Origin of the sequence: Lewinella sp. LCG006, from assembly GCF_040784935.1 — a bacterium.
Lineage (GTDB): Bacteria > Bacteroidota > Bacteroidia > Chitinophagales > Saprospiraceae > Lewinella.
The window spans coordinates 7,439,925-7,458,083 of record NZ_CP160680.1 but is presented as its reverse complement, the minus strand read 5'-3'; the positions used below and the strand labels follow the sequence as shown (position 1 = coordinate 7,458,083).

The window sequence follows — 18,159 nt, the reverse complement described above, 5'->3', positions numbered from 1 at the left end:
TTGTTTTTAGTCCAACACCAGCACCTTACCAAAATACCGCCCCTCCTCATTGGATACCTCAACAAAATAAACGCCCTGGCTGCGTACTGGCAAGGAAAGACCTACAGCTAAGGCATAGGCATCTGTTTTCTGGTGCATCACCAGCGAGCCTCTACTGTCGTATACCTGAAGGAGTAAGTCACCACTTGTTTCACCAAGGCCAGGCAATTCAATATGCAGTACTTCTCCCGCTTTTAGTGGATTGGGGTAGAGCTGGGCTGCCTGGATGTTGTACAAGCCAGCGTCTGTAGCCACTGTTTGGTCACTAATATCTAGTTTGCAGATAAACATATTATCAAAATGGATAAGCTTCCGATAGCTGCCAACAAAATACAGGCTTTGTTGATCTTCTGATAACCGTAATTCTTTTATGCGATACCTTGTCGCAGGATAAATGCTGTGATAGGTCAATAAACCATTGTTGCCGAAATTAGGTTTCCGTTGCCCCTCATTGGTTAAGTAAAGGGCACCAAAAGAGAAATAACCTCTATACTCGGTTGCACTAAAGCCCACCAAAACCTCCTCTCCCCGCACCACCAGGTCTACAGGATTGGCCGGATCAATATCAGGACTAAATATAAATTCCTTAAAAACACCATTATTGGCAAAAGTACTGTCGAGGCTGCCATCCGGTAGTAGCCTGGCAACTGTAGTGTAATTTGGCATTGTCAAACCATCAGATGTTAATCCTGCTACAACAATCTTGCCATCTTCATAAATGCCCAGTGCCTTTGCCCAGCCTGCTGTTGTAGTCACATCGGTTGTGCCGGCTTCTCCAAAAGCTAGATCAATTGCTCCATCTGGTAAATAGCGTGATACGTATATACTGGTTTCACAAGGGCCTTCTGGATATTGGAGTCCAGGATAAGGATTATAGGTTTCCGCAGTAAGAAGGAATGCACCATCGGGATAAAACACCAGATCGCCCAGGATGCTGGAGGGGCAGGCGTAGCGGTTTTTGTAGATAAACCCGTTAGTTCCAAAGCTGCTGTCTACGCTGCCATTTTCCAATAAGCGGCCGACAAAAATGGAGGTAGAATCGGGATAAGGATAGGAAGGGCCGAAGAAGACATTGCCCGCAACCATAATCTTACCATCCGGAAGCGGATGCAGGCGAGTAATCATCTCGTGTTGCCCCGGTAAGTTCAGAAATACTTTTCCCTCCGTTCCAAAGCTGCTAATGAGCTGGCCGTCAAAATCCGTTTTGATCAATAAGGCAGAAAAACCGGCTTCTCCTGCTTGCTCCCCACTGCCTCCCATCAGCATTTGATCGGGGCCGTAGCGGACGGCGGCCAGGCAGGAATCGTGTTGCAAGCCCAAGTCTAACCGTACCTTACCGTCTGGTCCTGCCTCTTGATCATACTGACCATTGTCCAGCATACGTGTAAAGGCAAAGTCACTATCATTTTCGCCAGCAGTGTGACCCGCCATAATAATTTTGCCGTCGTCTGAAAAAAGCATTACGTACGCTCGATCCTCTCTTTCTGAAAAATCATTTCCTGTCATACCAGGAACATAACCACCTGACACAAAAGAATTGGGCTCGCCAAAAGTGGAGTCTACAACTTGTGCGTGGCTAGGGGAAAGAACGCATGTGAAAAAAATGAGGGATAGGTAGAGAGGTTTCATGGTTACTTCGCGTTGTTAATTCTGCCTTGGCAGACGGGTATCAATTCATGATATTAGGTTTACTTACGGTTTTGTCGAGGATCTGTTTCAATTTCGATAAAAAATACCAGTTAGAGGGCCGCTGACAGAAAACGGTCTCCTATTTTCGGTAAGATGTAAGGTTTTCAAAAGTATGCATGATTTCGTTCATTGTACCTCATTAGCTGAGGAGCTTAGTTCACTGCATTGCCAAAAAAGTTTGCCCGAAAATCTTTATCTTCCCCAAGTTCAAAACATACCAAACCAAAACGCTCATGATTAACCTTATTTCTAAATTATTACTATTCGTACTAATTGTCAGTGCTTATTCGAGCCTTGCCGCTCAGGAATCAAGCGAATATCAACGACTGGCTGAAATTGCCGTCATTGAGCAAAAAGTAATGATGCCGATGCGCGATGGCGTACGGCTTGCTACCGATATCTACCGCCCGAAAGGGGATGCTAAAGTCCCGGTTATTTTTTCGCGGACGCCTTACAATTTCAATCCTTACGGCGATGGCGAAGAGCGCACCCGTACTTATACCAGTGCTTATGAGGCCGTGTCGCGGGGCTATGCTTATGTAGTGCAAAATGAGCGCGGCCGTTACTTTTCGGAAGGCAAATGGGACATTCTCGGCGTACCGCTCACCGATGGCTACGATGCCTTTAGCTGGATGAAAGACCAGGAATGGTGCAATGGCAAAATCGGCACCTACGGATGTTCTTCTACCGCTGAGTGGCAGATGGCCGTTGCTGCCCTGGATCACCCTTCCCACGCGGCCATGGTACCCATGGGCTATGGCGCCGGGGTAGGTCGTGTAGGCGATATTTACGAACAGGGCAACTGGTACCGCGGTGGAGCGCAGCAGATGCTCTTCACGGCCTGGCTGTATTCCGTTCAGCACGACCCCATGGCGCCGCGCTTGCCGGAAGGGATTTCAACGGAAGACCTGCGCCGCCTACAACGCTTTTATGATATGTCGCCGGAGTACCCTCGGGTTGACTGGAAGGAAGGACTGGCGCATTTGCCGGTGTCGGAAATTATTGAAAACCAGCAAGGACCAAAAGGTATTTACGAAGACATGATCCAGCGCAAGCCCAATGATCCCGACTGGTACAAGGGCGGGCTTTACCACGACGATATGGTATTGGCGGTGCCCAGCTTTTGGTTCTGTAGCTGGTACGATGTATCCATCACGCCCAATTTAGCTTTATTCAATCACGCCAGAAAGAATGCGGCCCCGGATGTGCGCGATCACCAATACCTCTTTATTGCACCCACCTTACACTGCCGCTACACGCGCGCAACGGAGAATACCATCGTTGGCGAGCGCTCGGTAGGTGATGCCCGCTACGATTACGATGCGCTGATTTACGGCTGGTTTGACTACTGGCTGAAGGGCGAAAAGAACGATGTCCTGGAAAAAACACCACGCGTGACTTACTACACCATGGGAAGCAACAAGTGGCAAACCGCTGAGCAATGGCCACCCGCTGCTGCAAAGATGGAGACCTACTACCTGGACAGCGAAGGAGGTGCCAATAGCCTCTACGGCAATGGTAAACTGACGACCACCATGCCCAAAACTGATCGCCCCGATAGTTTTACCTACGATCCCCACAATCCGGTGATGTCTTACGGTGGAAATGTCTGCTGCACCGGCAATGCCGTCGAAGGAGGTTCCTTTGATCAGCAACAAATGGAAACCCGCAACGATATCCTGGTATACAGCACCCCGCCGCTTGCCGAAGGGGTAGAATTGACTGGATCGGTAGAATGTACCCTTTACATTAGTTCTGATGCAAAAGATACCGATTTTACGCTAAAACTTATCGATGTTTATCCCGATGGCACTGCTTACAACCTGGATGAAACCATCCAAAGAGTGCGTTACCGCGAGGGCTACGACAAGGAGGTGTTTATGAAAGAAGGAGAGGTCTACAAAGTGGATCTTACGGCGCTTTCCACCAGCAATTACTTTGCTAAAGGGCACCAAATCAGGATAGAAGTTTCCAGCAGTAATTTTCCTCGTTTTGAGCGTAACTTAAATACGGGTGGCAATAATTACGACGAAGCCAAAGGCGTTGTAGCTCATAACAAGGTACACCACTCCGCAAAATACCCGTCACAGGTGCGTTTGCCATTGATTCGGAACTAATCAAATGAAAAATAATTCAAAATTATTTTCTTGAAACGCACATTTGATGGTGACACCTTGTTACGGTTATAGTCTAAAGTATTACTATCAAAATTACTAGACTTGTTCTGCTGGGTCAGTTTGGTAGGAAAATTGATGCATTATCGACCACGCGAAGTCTTTTTTAAGGAGCCTAGCCGTAGCTAAGCGACTTGAAAAAGGCACAGTGTGGGAAGATAAGGCGCGATTTGCCCCCGAAATGATCCCAACAGAACAAGTCTACTCTATCAACCACCCAAAATTCAAAGTCCTTATGAAGTTTATGAAAAGTCTGTTGGTGATGCTGGCAATACTGCCCTTGTTGATTTCCTGCGTAAGCAAAAAACAGTACGATGCCTTACAGGCAGAGCTGGAAGCTGCAAACAAAATGGAAGAGCAATGCGCCATTGATATTAGCCGGTTGAGCAACCAATTTAATACCTGTGAGCAGGAAAGAGTACGCCTTACTGCTTTGCTGCAAGGCCGCACTGAACAGATCCAGCAATTGCAAGATCAGATCAAAGACGTGCAAGCACAGCGTGACCGTACCGTAGAACAATTAGGCAATTTGACGACCCTTTCTCAGTCTGCAAGCAACAATGTTTCTACCACCTTGTCTCAGCTGGATGGCAAAGACAAATACATTCAGATGCTACAATTGGCCAAGACGAAAGCCGACTCTATCAACCTGGCGCTGGCGGTCAACCTGAAAGGGGTATTGGCGAAAGGCATCGAAGATGAAGATGTGGAAATCGAAGTTGACAAAACCGTGGTTTTTATCAACTTGTCGGATAAGATGCTCTACGAAAGTGGTAGCTACAACATCACAGCACGTGCTACGGAAGTATTGGGTAAAATCGCCCAAATCGTGAAGTCTCGCCCTGATATGGAAGTGATGGTAGAAGGCTACACCGACAATGTGCCGATCAGCAGTGCTTGTGTGAAAGACAACTGGGACTTGAGTGTACTACGGGCAACTTCGGTAGCTCGCGCGCTGCAAATTACCCACGGTGTTGATCCCAATCGCTTGATTGCTGCGGGACGTGGTCAGTACAATGCACTCGCCAGCAATGATACTGCTGCCGGCCGTGCTACCAACCGCCGTACGCGGATCATCATTCTACCTAAACTGAACCAGTTTTACGATCTGCTAAACCCAGATCTGGCTGCTCAGAAGATCGACTAATGTGAAGTTTAACTTCACAGTACGAGGTACTTGGTATAGGGTATAGGGATTTGATAAACCTAAATGGATGTTATACCAAACATCAGCTTTTTAACTAAGTACTCGATGTATAGAGAGTTAAAATCAGCCGCTTGTTGTCTTAGGATAGCAAGCGGCTGGTTTGTTTTATATACTTAATGAAGGTAAAATTTTGCAAGCTGGAAAAAGGGTAAAGGTTGGGTAGGTGTTAAGGTGTGTAAGGGTTAGTCTATACGCACCCCCGCACCTAAATTCGTATCTAACTCCAATCGTAGATTGCGATCACACAATTACGGCCGGACCTCGCACTTCGCACTGAAAATCGCACCCCGCACCTGAAGGCTTCCTACTCCACTACAAATCGGCCACTTCCTATCAGTACGCCAGCCTGTCTTATGCTGAAGAAATAAATCCCTGCACTTAGACTTGATCGTTCCAGTAAGAACTGATTGCCCTCTTGAGTAAAGCGAACGGGAACCTTCTGGCCAATGTCATTGGTTAGGTGAAGGGTCATTTCTTCGGCACTGGCATTCGGCAACAGTATCCGGCAAGTATTCGACCAAGGGTTGGGAGCTACCTGTAGTGATTTCGCAGGAGGAGATGCCGAAGAGTTGCCCGTGATGTATTCTGAGCAAGCGTCAGTCATGTTACCCACGCGCAAAAACAAGTCATCAAAATAACTATCATTATCCGTGCCGGCATTGCGGGTGCCTGTGAGTACAAACTCAATCAAGCGGGTTTGGGGAGGAATACTATGAAATTCATCTACCAGCGTCCAGTTGCTGCTTAAACTGGCAAATTCAGCGATTGTGTCCAATACCGTGCCCGCTTCATTCAGAAATCGCAAGTAGAGTGCCGGGCGATCACTGCCGGAGAAATTGGCAAGGTAGCCGCCGAAATTGGCCTGCCAGTTGCCGGTATCAATCGAGTCAGCAAAGGCGACTACATTGATTTCCTGGACACATTGAGCAAAAGGACTTTCTTCGCACAAGCCGCCTACGGCAAAGTAGTAGCTGCCACTGTGAGGAGCAATGCCATTGCATTCTCCAGAAGTCAGTGCTTCGGTGATCCCTTGGGTAGCATTCCAGTATTGGAGTAGGTTTTCTGCCCCGGGATTGAGCAATAGATTATTGGAAAAAGAAGAATTGCCTGTGGCAAAAGGTACGATTTCCGACCATTCACTCCAGTTAAGCTCGCGATCGCGGTAGCGTACCCGCCAGCAGTAGTTGGTATTGGGAGCGAGCCCGGTGATCCGCTCATCGGTGAGGTCGTCGCCGGCTTGGGTGTCTTCGTTGAAGTAGAGGTTTTGGTAGCTTTTCCAGCGTTCAGCTACGGGATTGGAGAGGTCGTCGCAATCGGCGAAAACCTGCCAATGACTTTGCCCGTGGGTGGCGTCTGGTACAACGGAAGAGAAATCACCCGCCTTGAGTAAAACACATTCTGGAGAAACAAGGTCGAAATTAGGGAAGATGGCAGTAGGTTGATCTACTTGCTGATCGGCTTTACGTACCGTCAGGCTATCAACCAGCATATTGTCTAGAAAGTTGGCTTCGTTCCCCCGGCTGATTCTTTTTAGGGTGAATTGTGGTGCTTCACCAGCTGTAATATCCACCGTTACAAATCCCCATTCATCGCGGGAAACCGTAAATTCATCATAATCCGCCTGCGGGTAATCTCCCCAATGGTCGATGGCGCCACCTGCCGTAGCTACATTCACCCAAAGGTGTTTGTGATCCCGCGACTGGCCACGAGAGTAACCATGCGTGTGTCCGAAAAAATGGATGCTCGGCTTGCCGCAAGAGCTGCTAAAATCCTCTAATCGCTGGATGACCTCACCGGTGAAATTAGACTCTCCTGGTAGCCATAATTCCGAAAGATGAGGATGATGAAGCTGGGCGAAGACGAAATCAATCTCCTCATTGTCACAAGTCGTGGCCAAAACATCTGCCAACCAGTCCAACTGTTGCTGCGTGGTGTAAGGACCATTAGAGTCGAGCCCAATGATGCGCAGATTACCATAATCATGGTACCACCAATGTTCTTCCGAGCCTGCGCTCCCATTGTCGGGCAGGTTGAAATATTGGAAAAAGGTATTTGAATTATTTTCGTGATTCCCGGGCACCGGATAGATGGGGATGCGGCTAAGGAGTGGCTGCGCTGGTGTGAAGAAGTGGTCTTTCCACTGGCTGTAGACATTGCCATTTTCTACCAAATCGCCAGGGATCATCACCAGTGCCAGCTCCTCGGTAAGGGTACCGCTGAAATGATCATTGAGGTAAGGAATCACCCCATCCTGGATAATCTCACGATATTTATCTGGTTGGTTACCGTCGCGTTGCATATCGCTCATGGCGAGTAGGCGAAACGACTCATTGTCACTGGCAAAAGGAGGCGTTTTAAAACTGAAGATGTCAGATACCGCACTGCCCGTTTTTACGCGGTAATAGTAGGTCGTAAACCGTTCCAGGCCCGTCAGTTGCACCTCGTGCATGCGGGTGCTGGCAGTCGTTGTCGTTGTATTGCCTGTGGTCGTATTGCCTAAATCGGTTGTTGGGCCCCATTCTAGCGTGCTTTCTTCTCCCTGGTCGGTTTCCCAAAGAACGTAAATACCGTTAGGTGTTGCTTTTTGGAGATAGGGGAGAACTTGTATGGTTTGTGCGGAAAGAAAGGAACAGATGACCGTAAAACCAAAAGTTAGCAATAGTCGCATAAGTCGTTGTTTTTCTTTGATCCCTAAAATTACAGAAAATGCGTATCTTGAAAAGAGCTAAACGACCAAATTATGCCAAGCATTCACCATCTCCTAACCATCGAGGCCTCCGCTGAGCGTGTTTTTAAAGCCATCACCACCCCGGAAGGATTGTGCTCCTGGTGGACCACAGAAGCCGCCGGGCAGCCCACACTGGGTGCAGAATACCAGTTTTTCTTTACCAAAGATTCCGACTGGCGTGCAAAGGTCGTTGAGATCACAACACCCCTGCAAATAAGCTGGCAAATGACCCAGGCAGACGCTGACTGGACGCCTACCCAAATCCATTTTCAACTCAAGGAAGGGGAAGATGGCATTACCACCCTGCGATTTGCCCATACCAGCTGGGATAAAATCAACGACCATTTTCGCCGAACCAGCTTTTGCTGGGCAATCTATTTAGAGGCACTCCGAAAGGTGGTGGAAAGGGGGAGGTAAATGCGTTCGGGTAGGTTTCGACCCCTTAGCGCACTGATTTAGGCTATTAGAGTGGATTCCGAATGGATAGTATGCTTGCTACTAGCATCATCAAAATGTGTCCCGCTGGAGGGGTCGATCCACAGGATCGATTTTACCAATTTTATTCCTATCTTGGATGTCTTAGTATTGCGCATAAAATAAACTGCGATTTTTCTCAGGTTTTTCAAATAGTTAAAACGCCTGTCCGGCTGGCCAGACGGGCTTAAAATGAAGCGCTTATTTAACTATTGTGAAAAACAAAATCGCTTTTTATTTTCGTGCTGTTCCTTACTTCCACGCTTAGCCCTTCTTTCATGCAAGCTCCCCTCGCTATTCTCGCCATTTTAGCCTTGAATATTGTCATCAGCGAATGGCTCAACAGGCATACCATTCTACGGTATTTAGGTACTACCTTATTGGTCATCTTACTCACGGCGGTAGTGGCTAATTTAGGGATCATCCCTTCTGCTACGCAGGGGTCTGTCTTGTACGACGGCATCTTTCACTACGTTGCGCCTATCTCTATTTTCTTTCTTTTATTAGGTGTCAATTTGAGTGAACTCAAGAAAGCGGGTTTGCCCATGTTGTTCATGTTTGTCATCGGTTCCCTGTGTACGGCTATCGGGGCGGTTTTCGCGGTCTGGTTGGTAGGTGGGAGCAGCGCCTTGGGTGAGAGCTATCGCGCCCTGGCGGGCATGATGACGGGCACTTACACGGGCGGTAGCGTAAATTTCAACGCCATCGCCATCGAATACAACATGATGGAAGAAGGCAACCTCTACGCCGGCACCGTAGCGGTAGATAATATCCTCACCGCCCTTTGGATGATCGCTACGCTCCTGATTTCCAAACTGCTTCAAAGCTGGTGGCCACGTCAACAACTTACTGGCCAGACGCCGCTTACGGCCGCAGAAATTACCGCCATCCAAAGTGAAGACGAAAACATAGATCCCATGCAATTGGGCTTGTTACTTGCCCTGGGGGCGGGCACCTTGTGGGTGGCTGATGCGCTCACCCAGCTGCTGGCTAATTATGGCCTATCGGTTCCATCTATTCTCATCCTTACGACCATTGCCTTGGTTTTAGCACAAATCCCTGCCATTCAAAGGATCAGCGGAGCCAAGCTTTTGGGGTTGTTTTTCGTTTATCTCTTCTTGGCGGTGATCGGCGCTTTTTGCGAGCTGGCCGCCCTGGGCGAGATCGGCGAAATGGCCCTCACCATCACTATTTTTACCACCAGCATTGTCTTGGTACATGGCCTGCTCATTTTCCTACTTGGCGGCTTGTTCAAGCAAGACTGGGACCTGGTGTCCATCGCCAGCCAGGCCAATGTCGGAGGGGCATCTTCCGCCATGGCTTTGGCCAAAAGCCTCCATCGTACCGACCTTATTCTGCCTTCTATCCTGGTGGGTACGCTCGGTTCAGGACTAGGCACTTACATCGGTTTCTTTGTGGCGGAGGTGCTGCTTTAATTGTTTTTTGAGGTCATGCCTTCTCCCGTCCCCACTAGAAAAGTAGGGACGGGAGAAGGCACCAGGCTATCCGCTACTCCCTACATAGCAGCTCCTATCCTTTGCCCTTGGTTGCTCCGCACCCCGCGCTCCGGCCTCCTACCTGCGCGCCAATTCGTTCAACTTTGACCCATCGGGACCTATTGTGCATATCTAAAACGGTATTTGTTCGGCCTCACTTTCGAGCAGGTTTCGTGTGCTTTAGCGCGCTATTTTTGGTCGCTACTAAGTGTTTCTGCTCGTGCCTTCAGCGCCTCGTTCATTGCTACAAACCCTGCCTTGGTACTCTCCCCAATCAATCTAAGGATAAGACCAGCAAATAGCCCACGAAACTGCTCGCCGTGGATGAATTTCGTCTGCTTTCCGCCGATATCCTCTAGCAAAAAGTAATGCTCTCCGTCAAAGATGCCAGGAAAAAAGAGATGACCCAGCCAGCGAAACTCTTGCTCTGGCTGGTTCACCTTCACGAGCGGGGTAAAGCGCATTGCCTTTTGCCCCGGGGGCTGGATGATGGCTTCAATGGTATTGCCAGAGGCAAGATCACCCTTGAGTTGCTGAATAAATGGATTCCACTGAGGGTAAGCTTCCTGATTCATCAATATCGCCCAAACACTAGCAATGGGGGCGTCGATTAGGATAGAAGTGCTGATGGTTTTCATCGTTGTTGATTTATTTTTTACAAAGATCAGCTAATAAAATCAGGTTTGCTTGACCACAAATGCCAGTCTGTTATCATTTCGCGCCAATGCGGAGAATTTGTATCTTTGAGTATGGCATTTAATGGAAGATTTGTACTCAATGTAGCCGCCTTTGCCGCTCGGCAGGGAGCAGATTATGAGCACTTGATTGCCCTGAGCGGGCAATCAGAGGCTACTTTAAGCACCCCTGAATGTGTCTTGAGCAGGGAGGTTTATAATACCATTCTTGAAGCAGCAATTGCCAAAACGGAAGATCCCTGCCTCGGACTTCACATGGGAGAGGGCTTGAGCCTTTCGGCAGCGGGTCTCATCGGGCAGATTACCCAAACCAGCGCAACCGTAAAACAGGCCTTGGAGTACTGCTGCGAGTTTGCTAATCTGGGGTGCAGCGAACTGCCCATGCAGCTGGAAAAAGAAGGTGCTTACTACAAGGTTTTACTTCAGCAGAATAAGCTTTGGGAGCAGCAATCTCCGCTTGCTTATCGTCATACGGTAGAAGGGGTACTGGTCTTCACACTGCGCGAGTTCCAGGCACTCACCCTACGGCTGTATCATCCGACAGCTATTCACGTTCCCTGGGCAGAAGGGCCTGCATTATCCGAATACCAGCGTATCTTTAAATGTCCTCTGATTTTCAGAAAAGGAGAGATTGCCATCGTTCTTCATCAGTCTCAGGTGGAGCAACGCATTTCTACGTATGATTTTGGATTACTCCGCATCTTGGTAGCGCACGCCGAACAGAAATCTGCCCAGCTAAGCCAAAAAACGGGTTTCGCAAACACCGTCCGACAGTCGATGCTCCAGCTCGCTCAAGCTGATTTTCCCAATGTGGAGCAGGTGGCCCACTACTTGAATGTAAGCCCTCGTACCCTCCAGCGCCGGTTGAAGGAAGAAAACTACACTTACAAACAACTCCTCAAAGAATTGCGGCAGGATTTTGCGCTAAGCTATCTTCGGCGCTCAGACATTGGTATTAGTGAGGTCGCTTATTTACTCAATTACGCAAGTACCAGTGCTTTCTCGCGGGCTTTCAAAGCTTGGCAAGGTGTAGGTCCTGAGGCGTGGAGGGAAGAGCATGCTGCTTGATTTAGACCTCCTTCCCCGTCAACCACCCCAAATTAGCGGTGATCTTCTCCAGCGGCCAATCCCACCATTGTAGCTCCAATAGGCGAGTGATCTCTGCGTCAGAGAACCGCATTTTGATCACCTTGGCGGGATTACCACCTACCACCGCATAAGCAGGTACATCTTTGGTGACGGTAGCATTGGTAGCAATGATGGCCCCATCACCCACCGTCACCCCCGGCATGATGGTCGCCCGATGTCCAATCCAGACATCATTTCCAATAACGGTATTTCCTTTGCTAGGGTAGGTTTTGCCCTCCATAGCTCCTTCCCAGCCGTGACCAAAAATGGCAAAAGGGTAGGTAGATACCGCGTCCGTAAGGTGGTTGGCGCCGTTCATGATGAAGGTGACATCGGAAGCGATCATGCAAAACTTGCCGATGATCAGCTGGTCGCCCACAAAGTCAAAATGATATTTGACGTTTTTTTCAAAATTATGCACATCTTCAAAATCATCATAATAGGTGTAATCGCCCACAATGATGTTGGGATTTTTGATAATGTTTTTCAAAAAACAAAGGCGGTCGTAATTCGCTAGTGGGAAGGTAGTGTTGGGATTGGGGCCTTGCATGAAGAAGAGGTTTTAGTAGAGTTGTTCTGCTGGGACAAGTTTTGCTGCAAGCGGAAAATTTCATCCTGAACTTCGTTAGATTTTTCGCCGAATTGCCCGCATTCGACTGCAAAATCTGCCTCGTTCAGAATGAAATTTTAGCGCTTTCGCTAAAACAGCCCCCAACAGAACAACTCTAGTGAAAAAACGTGAAGGACTAACGCCGCAAAATAACAAGACAAAGATGAGGTGCTTTGCTAAGTCAATCGTTCGGAATTACAATATGCTACTTTTTTATATGGAGCCTTCTTAATACAATACGTCATAAGAGATGATCTGCATCCCTGAAGGAAAGCTTTTGTTGTCTTTCAAAGCAAGGTGATAAGTTTTCTTAACATCACTAAATAGAGAAATCCCTTTTCCTAGAATTATTGGATTCAGTTTGATTTTTAATTGGTCAATCAAACCTTCATTAAATAACCAACCGGCAAATTGCCCACCACCACAGAGGTAAATGTCGGTGCCTTCTTGTTGTTTGAGTTCCAAAATAAAGTTCCTGTCTATTTTCTTGATGTGAACCTTTTCGTGAAGATGCTCAATAACAAGTGAGTTGGAAAAGATGAAATGATTCATGTGGGGGTAGGCAGGCTGTCCGGGAATCAGTCCGTATTGATAACCAAATTCATAGGTTTTGCGCCCCATGATCACCGTATCAAAGCTTTGTAAATCTTCTAGATATTGAGTTACGCCGTCACCCTGTTGAACGAAGTCGCTAATATCATCGCCGGGTCCCGCAATAAAACCATCCAATGAACTTGCGACGTAATAAACAATTTTTCTCATCAAAGTTAATTTGAACCATATAAGACCTATAAGTAAGTATCTTTTTTAGAAAACTTATATGCCTTATATGGTTCCCAATTGTGCGTAATTTTCTACTTGATCAATGCCACATCTCCCTTCACCATGACCACCTCACCAGTATTGAGTCGCAGTTCGATGTAGTAAACGTAAACACCGGGAGAGACCTGTTGCTTACGCGAACGACCGTCCCAGCCCAATTCTTCACGGTTAGGTGGGAAATTGGTGCGTACGTAGACCTCACCTCCCCAGCGGTCGAAGATGATCATTTGTTGTACTTCTTCTACACCCGTTGCGGCGTAAACCGTGAAATAGTCGTTCTGCCCGTCATTGTTGGGCGTAAACGCATTTGGGACGTAGTAGGGAATCCTGCGATCTACTTTTACGAGTATGTCATCCACCTCGGTACAACCGTTTTGGTCGGTGACTTTGAGGAAGTAGCGGGTCGTCTCTTCTGGTTGAGCGATCACCTTCTCACAGACCGGACAATCGAGGCTACTGCCTGGGGTCCATTGGTAGCTGGCTCCCGGGCCAACATCAGTGGTAGGCTCGATCGCTAGGCTTTCGCCCCATTTGATGGTTTGGTCTTCGGGCAAAGCCAGGCTGAAAGTTTCCGGACCGGGAACGGTGATGGGTTCGGTTACCACACAACGATCGCCATATTTTACGTACAAGGTGTAATCTCCTTCGGCGAGCCCACTAAGTATTGGCGTTTCACTGAAGTTGACGCCGTCTAGACTAAAGCTGAGGGTTTCATCCGTTGGCTCGGTTTGGATGCGGATTTCGCCGGATTGAGGGTTGTTGCAATTTGGTCCAGCCACCAATCCCCACCAGGGTTGGTTGTAGGGGCGTATAGTGAATTCAACGGTATACATACAGCCGTTGGCACTGGTCACAATCGCTGTGTGTTCGCCAACTGGAATATTGTTAATGGTATTGTTGACCACCACATTGCCATTCCAACTCACCGTATAAGGCCCGCCGTTTCCATTGGTATTGATGTAAACAATCCATGATTCAGGATCACTAGGGCAGGGTGGGAAAATGTAAGCACTACCAGAGAAGGTTTCTTCCGTAAGGGTAATCACGTGGGTAGAATCACAACCATTGCTACCGGTGTAGGTCTCTTGGTAGGTGCCTGCTTCACTGGTCTGTTGACCGAATATTTCCACACTCTCGCCATCGCAAATGAATACTTCTTCCGTAGTCGTGAAGGTTGGCAGGACGGTAACGGTGATGGTATGGGTGGAGTCACAGCCGTTACTCGCCGTGAAAGTTTGTTGATAGACCCCATCTTCTGTGACGGTTTCACCAAAAACTTCTACACTATCTCCTGCACACAAGTCATCAATGGATTCGCTGGTCGTAATGCTTTCCAATTGAATAAGGGTAATGGTATGCACCGAATCACAGCCATTGGCGGCGGTAAAGGTCATACTGTATTCACCTGCTTCGTCTACGGTTTGGCCGAATACTTCGGCACTTTCGCCGGGGCAAATCCCAATGCTGGCACTGGTACTAAAGGTAGGCAGTACGGTCAGGTTGATGGTATGGGTAGAGTCACAACCGTTTTCGGCGGCAAAGGTCATGCTGTAACTACCCGCTTCGGTCGTTGGTGTACCAAAGATAGCAATAGGCGTTCCTTCACAAGTAGTCAAATCTTCGCTGGTAGCAAAGGTGGGGAGTACCTGAACGGTGATCGTATGCGTTGAATCACAGCCGTTTTGATCACTGAAGGTCATGCTATATTCGCCGGCATCGCCGACCTGCTCTCCAAAAACATCCGTCGTACTTCCAGTACAAATAGCTACGGACTCTTCGGTATTGTTGAGCTCAAAGAGACTTAGGGTAATCGTATGGATAGAATCACATCCATTTTCGGCGGTGAAGGTCATCGTGTAATCCCCCGCCGCTGTTTCAGGGTTGCCAAAAATGTCGATGGCGGTACCTTCACAAGTGCTCACTATTTCACTGGTAGCGAACGTTTCTAAAACTTCCAGGATAATGGTATGGGTAGAATCACATCCATTTTCGGCGGTAAAAGTCATTTCGTAGATCCCCGCATCTGTCTCTTCGTTGCCGAAAATCGTTGCACTTTCCCCTTCACAAACCTGCAGTGTTTCGCTAGTAGCAAAAGTATCCAATAAGCTGAGGACAATCGTATGGACAGAGTCACAACCACTACTGCTGGTAAAGGTCATTGCGTAAGATCCGGCAGCGGTTTCTTCGTTACCGAAAATAGAGATACTCTGTCCATTGCAAACCGCTAGTGCCTCACTGGTATTGATTTCCTCCTCGACACTCAGAACAATGGTGTGTGTCGAATCGCAGCCATTGCTTGCGGTGAACGTCATGTTATAAGTGCCAGGCTCCGTTTCTTCGTTGCCAAAAATGGTGGTGGACTGCCCGGCACAGATGGTACGATCCTCTTCGGTGTTGAAGGTTTCGAGCAAGGCCACTTCCAGACTGTCGATGGTCAAACAAGTTCCTGTAGAGACGGTGTCCAGATAGAGTCCTGCTTCCGTGATAGTTTGATCACCAAAGGTAATCGATTCACCGGGGCAAATACCAGTTGACGTGAAGCTGCCGGGTTGGGTGGCATCAATGGTGACCAACAGCGTATCGGTACTGATACAGCCCGCAGCATTGGTTCCTACAACGATAATTTCCGTATCTACTGTTGTTGTAAATACCACAGTCGGACAGGTATTACAATCAAAATTGCTTTCAGGAAACCACTCGTAAGTCACAAAACCATCGGCGGTTAAGGTCAGGGTTGCGCCCGCGCAAAGGGTGAGGTCAGGACCTAGGTCAATTGCACTAGCTGGGTCAACACTGATGAGGAGGGTGTCACTCTGAGTGTTACCGCACTGATCGGTGACCGTCACACTGTATTCGCCGGGGAAGGTGGTGGTGAGCGTCTGCTCGGTCGTTAGATCCGACCATTGGTAACTCGTAAAGCCAGGGCCAGCATCCAGAACGAAGACGCCGTTTTCACAGACCACAATGTTTTCTCCAAGTTCAAGGACCGGAGGCACGTAACAGCAGCAATCATTAGCGAGTTCAGGGTCATCACAATCTACCAGTCCGTCGCCATCGTCATCGATGCCGTTGTCGCAGATTTCCTCGCAATCACAATCAGGGTCTTCACAATCCACTAGTCCGTCGCCGTCGTCGTCAATGCCGTTGTCGCAATCTTCTGGCCCGCAAGGTGGAGCACAGCTTATTGGCAATGGAGCGAGTAGGGTAGGGCTGAGGTCAAAATCACTGCTTCCGTCTACTTGTGTGTTGTAAGGTGATAGGGCATTGAATCCATCATAAGGGGAGGTAATAAACTGCTGTGTGATCTCGACATCTTCATTACTGATACAAGCATCAGGAAATGATCCTGTTTCGAAATCAATGCGTAGGAGGGCCAGCTCGGTGTTGGTGTTGCCCGTATGTTGTGCGGTGAGATAAAGATAGTTGCCGATCTGAACCAATTCGTCGCCTGCACCAATACTGGTGAGGTTTTGGAGCTGTTTCGCCCAAATGACGGTACCAGCACCATTTACGCGAGTAAGGTAAAGATTGTTGGAGGTGCGGGCGCGGGCCAATATGACATAGCCATTATCGACTACCAATATTTCTTTACCATCCACGGGTTCGGGCAGGGTGTATTTGATCGCCCATTGGGCACCGCCCACCAAATTGGTGCGAATGATCCAAAAGTCATTGTTGTCTGGTGCGGTACCATTGTCGTCTCCATGGGCAAGTGCCACCAGATTGTTAGGACCGTCAAGGCTGATGTCAGAGCTGTAAAGACGAGCATCCTGATTGACGTTTACCAAGTAGAGTCGTGACCAAACTGCTGTCCCAGTACTGTTAAAACTGGTAATGGCAGGGCGCATGCGGTTGAATCCGCCACCAGAAAAATTGTAGCGCCCCGTTACGTAAAAGTTATTGTTGTTGATGACTGCTGCCTCAATGCCTTCACAGGAACCCAAATGGAAGTGGATACGCTGAGACGTAATATCTCCATCATTACGATTGATGGAGTAAAAAGCAGCATCACAGCCCAGTCCGTTGGTATTACTAAACGCAGTGCCTAGTACAATATAATCGCCATTGGTTGGCGATTCAAAAATATCAGATACGTTGAAATAGTCACTTGCAGGATCGGTATAGGTGCGCGTCCAGACTGTAGCACCGTTATCGGGGTTAATTTTGAACGTAAAGGAGCCTAAATTACTACCCGTAAGCGCACTGCCAGCACCGATAAGCATTCCTTCACTATCTATCTTAAGGTCTACAATGACATTGGGGAGGTTGTTGATCGGCCGCATGGTTTGTGCCCATATCACCTCTCCGGCGGGAGTCATCTTGGTCAGCAAAGCTTCGTCGCCTCTTTGGCCACCAACGAAGATGAATTCATTATAAGCCAGTAAAGTCCGCCCGCTGTAATCTGCATCTTCTCCGTAGAAGTAGACATAGGGTTCGTCACAATCTTCGGGGCAACACCCGTCCATCTGATCTACCAGTGTGCCGGGGTCTCCATCGAGTTGAATATTGGGTTCCTGCAGTGTTGACAAATCAATGTCTCCCGGTATCAGCTGCTGTGGTATAAAGTTGTTGGGGTTAGGGATAACAAAGAGCTGGTTGTTGAGTCTTTTGGAGAAATAAAGATTGCCGTCAATCGAAGTAGCGGGAATGTTCTCCGCCCCCCCTTGGTGGACAATATGGGATACAACCGGGATGGTGTAAGGAGGAACAACCGTTTTTAGATGAGCTGTTTGTTGGTTTTGGTAGTAAGCCTCTTCCAGTGCTTCTTGCTGTTGGAGAAGATGGGGCTGTTGTTGCAATAGGCGTTGCCAGGTCAAATTACTACCACAGTAATCAGTTTCAGAAGTTAAATTAGCAGCGTTTTCGACCGAATAAGGCTGATCGTTGAGGGCATACAAAACGAGAAAAGTAGTAAAGACCAGCAAGGAGAGTAATGCTTTACGCATAATTAATAGGATTAGTGAGGTGGTTAGGGATGCTAACATAGTATCCCTAAGGGAGGATTACGCCTAAAAATAAGACTTTTAGCTAATATCTAAGCTAAAATATGCTTGACTTTCAGGCATAAAAAAATCCCGAATTTCGGCCGTAGCTAAA

At 48.1% G+C, this 18,159-nt stretch carries 11 protein-coding genes; 5 read left to right on the top strand and 6 right to left on the bottom strand.

All coding sequences use genetic code 11. The features are described 5' to 3' along the window. Window positions 1–6: 6 nt before the first annotated feature. Window positions 7–1,668, bottom strand: a complete 1,662-nt coding sequence (locus tag AB0L18_RS27270) for a T9SS type A sorting domain-containing protein (RefSeq protein WP_367390488.1) — start codon at window positions 1,666–1,668, stop codon at window positions 7–9. 293 nt (window positions 1,669–1,961) lie between these two features. Between AB0L18_RS27270 and AB0L18_RS27265 the strand changes: the two genes are divergently transcribed. Beyond that, window positions 1,962–3,845 (top strand): CocE/NonD family hydrolase, encoded by a 1,884-nt coding sequence (locus tag AB0L18_RS27265; protein ID WP_367390487.1) that lies wholly within the window; start codon window positions 1,962–1,964, stop codon window positions 3,843–3,845. Between the two features lie 292 nt (window positions 3,846–4,137). Further along, window positions 4,138–5,049 carry an OmpA family protein gene (locus tag AB0L18_RS27260; RefSeq protein ID WP_367390486.1) on the top strand — a complete coding sequence of 304 codons (912 nt, stop codon included), beginning with the start codon at window positions 4,138–4,140 and terminating at the stop codon, window positions 5,047–5,049. Window positions 5,050–5,413: 364 nt separating this feature from the next. On the opposite strand, the gene AB0L18_RS27255 is transcribed toward AB0L18_RS27260, so the two are convergent. Beyond that, the gene (locus AB0L18_RS27255; RefSeq protein WP_367390485.1) at window positions 5,414–7,777 is read right to left on the bottom strand and encodes a fibronectin type III domain-containing protein; all 2,364 of its coding nucleotides are present in this window, start codon (window positions 7,775–7,777) and stop codon (window positions 5,414–5,416) included. A gap of 72 nt (window positions 7,778–7,849) precedes the next feature. Between AB0L18_RS27255 and AB0L18_RS27250 the strand changes: the two genes are divergently transcribed. Further along, window positions 7,850–8,254: an SRPBCC domain-containing protein gene (locus AB0L18_RS27250; RefSeq protein ID WP_367390484.1), complete on the top strand. Its 405-nt coding sequence runs from the start codon at window positions 7,850–7,852 to the stop codon at window positions 8,252–8,254. Between the two features lie 335 nt (window positions 8,255–8,589). After that, a complete protein-coding gene (locus AB0L18_RS27245) occupies window positions 8,590–9,747 on the top strand; it encodes a DUF819 domain-containing protein (protein ID WP_367390483.1) in 1,158 nt (385 codons plus the stop codon). Between the two features lie 248 nt (window positions 9,748–9,995). Here AB0L18_RS27245 and AB0L18_RS27240 read toward each other — a convergent pair whose 3' ends face one another. Beyond that, the gene (locus AB0L18_RS27240) at window positions 9,996–10,445 is read right to left on the bottom strand and encodes an SRPBCC family protein (protein WP_367390482.1); all 450 of its coding nucleotides are present in this window, start codon (window positions 10,443–10,445) and stop codon (window positions 9,996–9,998) included. A 111-nt stretch (window positions 10,446–10,556) separates the two neighbouring features. Between AB0L18_RS27240 and AB0L18_RS27235 the strand changes: the two genes are divergently transcribed. Further along, window positions 10,557–11,570: an AraC family transcriptional regulator ligand-binding domain-containing protein gene (locus AB0L18_RS27235; protein WP_367393195.1), complete on the top strand. Its 1,014-nt coding sequence runs from the start codon at window positions 10,557–10,559 to the stop codon at window positions 11,568–11,570. Between the two features lies 1 nt (window position 11,571). Here the strand turns inward: AB0L18_RS27235 and AB0L18_RS27230 are convergent, their stop codons facing one another. The 3 genes from AB0L18_RS27230 to AB0L18_RS27220 all read right to left on the bottom strand — a co-directional run bounded on the left by AB0L18_RS27230 (window position 11,572) and on the right by AB0L18_RS27220 (window position 18,008). Beyond that, entirely contained in the window at window positions 11,572–12,180 is a 609-nt protein-coding gene (locus AB0L18_RS27230) for a CatB-related O-acetyltransferase (RefSeq protein ID WP_367390481.1), read from the bottom strand. Between the two features lie 288 nt (window positions 12,181–12,468). Continuing rightward, on the bottom strand, window positions 12,469–13,002 hold the full coding sequence (locus AB0L18_RS27225; RefSeq protein ID WP_367390480.1) for a dihydrofolate reductase family protein: 534 nt from the start codon (window positions 13,000–13,002) through the stop codon (window positions 12,469–12,471). Window positions 13,003–13,094: 92 nt separating this feature from the next. Further along, on the bottom strand, window positions 13,095–18,008 hold the full coding sequence (locus AB0L18_RS27220) for a gliding motility-associated C-terminal domain-containing protein (protein ID WP_367390479.1): 4,914 nt from the start codon (window positions 18,006–18,008) through the stop codon (window positions 13,095–13,097). Window positions 18,009–18,159: the final 151 nt, after the last annotated feature.

Bases quoted from the DNA above. Each gene is read 5' to 3' on its own strand.
- AB0L18_RS27265 (WP_367390487.1), top strand. From the start codon at position 1,962: ATGATTAACCTTATTTCTAAATTATTACTATTCGTACTAATTGTCAGT.
- AB0L18_RS27220 (WP_367390479.1), bottom strand. From the start codon at position 18,008: ATGCGTAAAGCATTACTCTCCTTGCTGGTCTTTACTACTTTTCTCGTT.
- AB0L18_RS27245 (WP_367390483.1), top strand. From the start codon at position 8,590: ATGCAAGCTCCCCTCGCTATTCTCGCCATTTTAGCCTTGAATATTGTC.
- AB0L18_RS27255 (WP_367390485.1), bottom strand. From the start codon at position 7,777: ATGCGACTATTGCTAACTTTTGGTTTTACGGTCATCTGTTCCTTTCTT.
- AB0L18_RS27225 (WP_367390480.1), bottom strand. From the start codon at position 13,002: ATGAGAAAAATTGTTTATTACGTCGCAAGTTCATTGGATGGTTTTATT.
- AB0L18_RS27235 (WP_367393195.1), top strand. From the start codon at position 10,557: ATGGCATTTAATGGAAGATTTGTACTCAATGTAGCCGCCTTTGCCGCT.
- AB0L18_RS27230 (WP_367390481.1), bottom strand. From the start codon at position 12,180: ATGCAAGGCCCCAATCCCAACACTACCTTCCCACTAGCGAATTACGAC.
- AB0L18_RS27270 (WP_367390488.1), bottom strand. From the start codon at position 1,668: ATGAAACCTCTCTACCTATCCCTCATTTTTTTCACATGCGTTCTTTCC.
- AB0L18_RS27240 (WP_367390482.1), bottom strand. From the start codon at position 10,445: ATGAAAACCATCAGCACTTCTATCCTAATCGACGCCCCCATTGCTAGT.
- AB0L18_RS27260 (WP_367390486.1), top strand. From the start codon at position 4,138: ATGAAGTTTATGAAAAGTCTGTTGGTGATGCTGGCAATACTGCCCTTG.
- AB0L18_RS27250 (WP_367390484.1), top strand. From the start codon at position 7,850: ATGCCAAGCATTCACCATCTCCTAACCATCGAGGCCTCCGCTGAGCGT.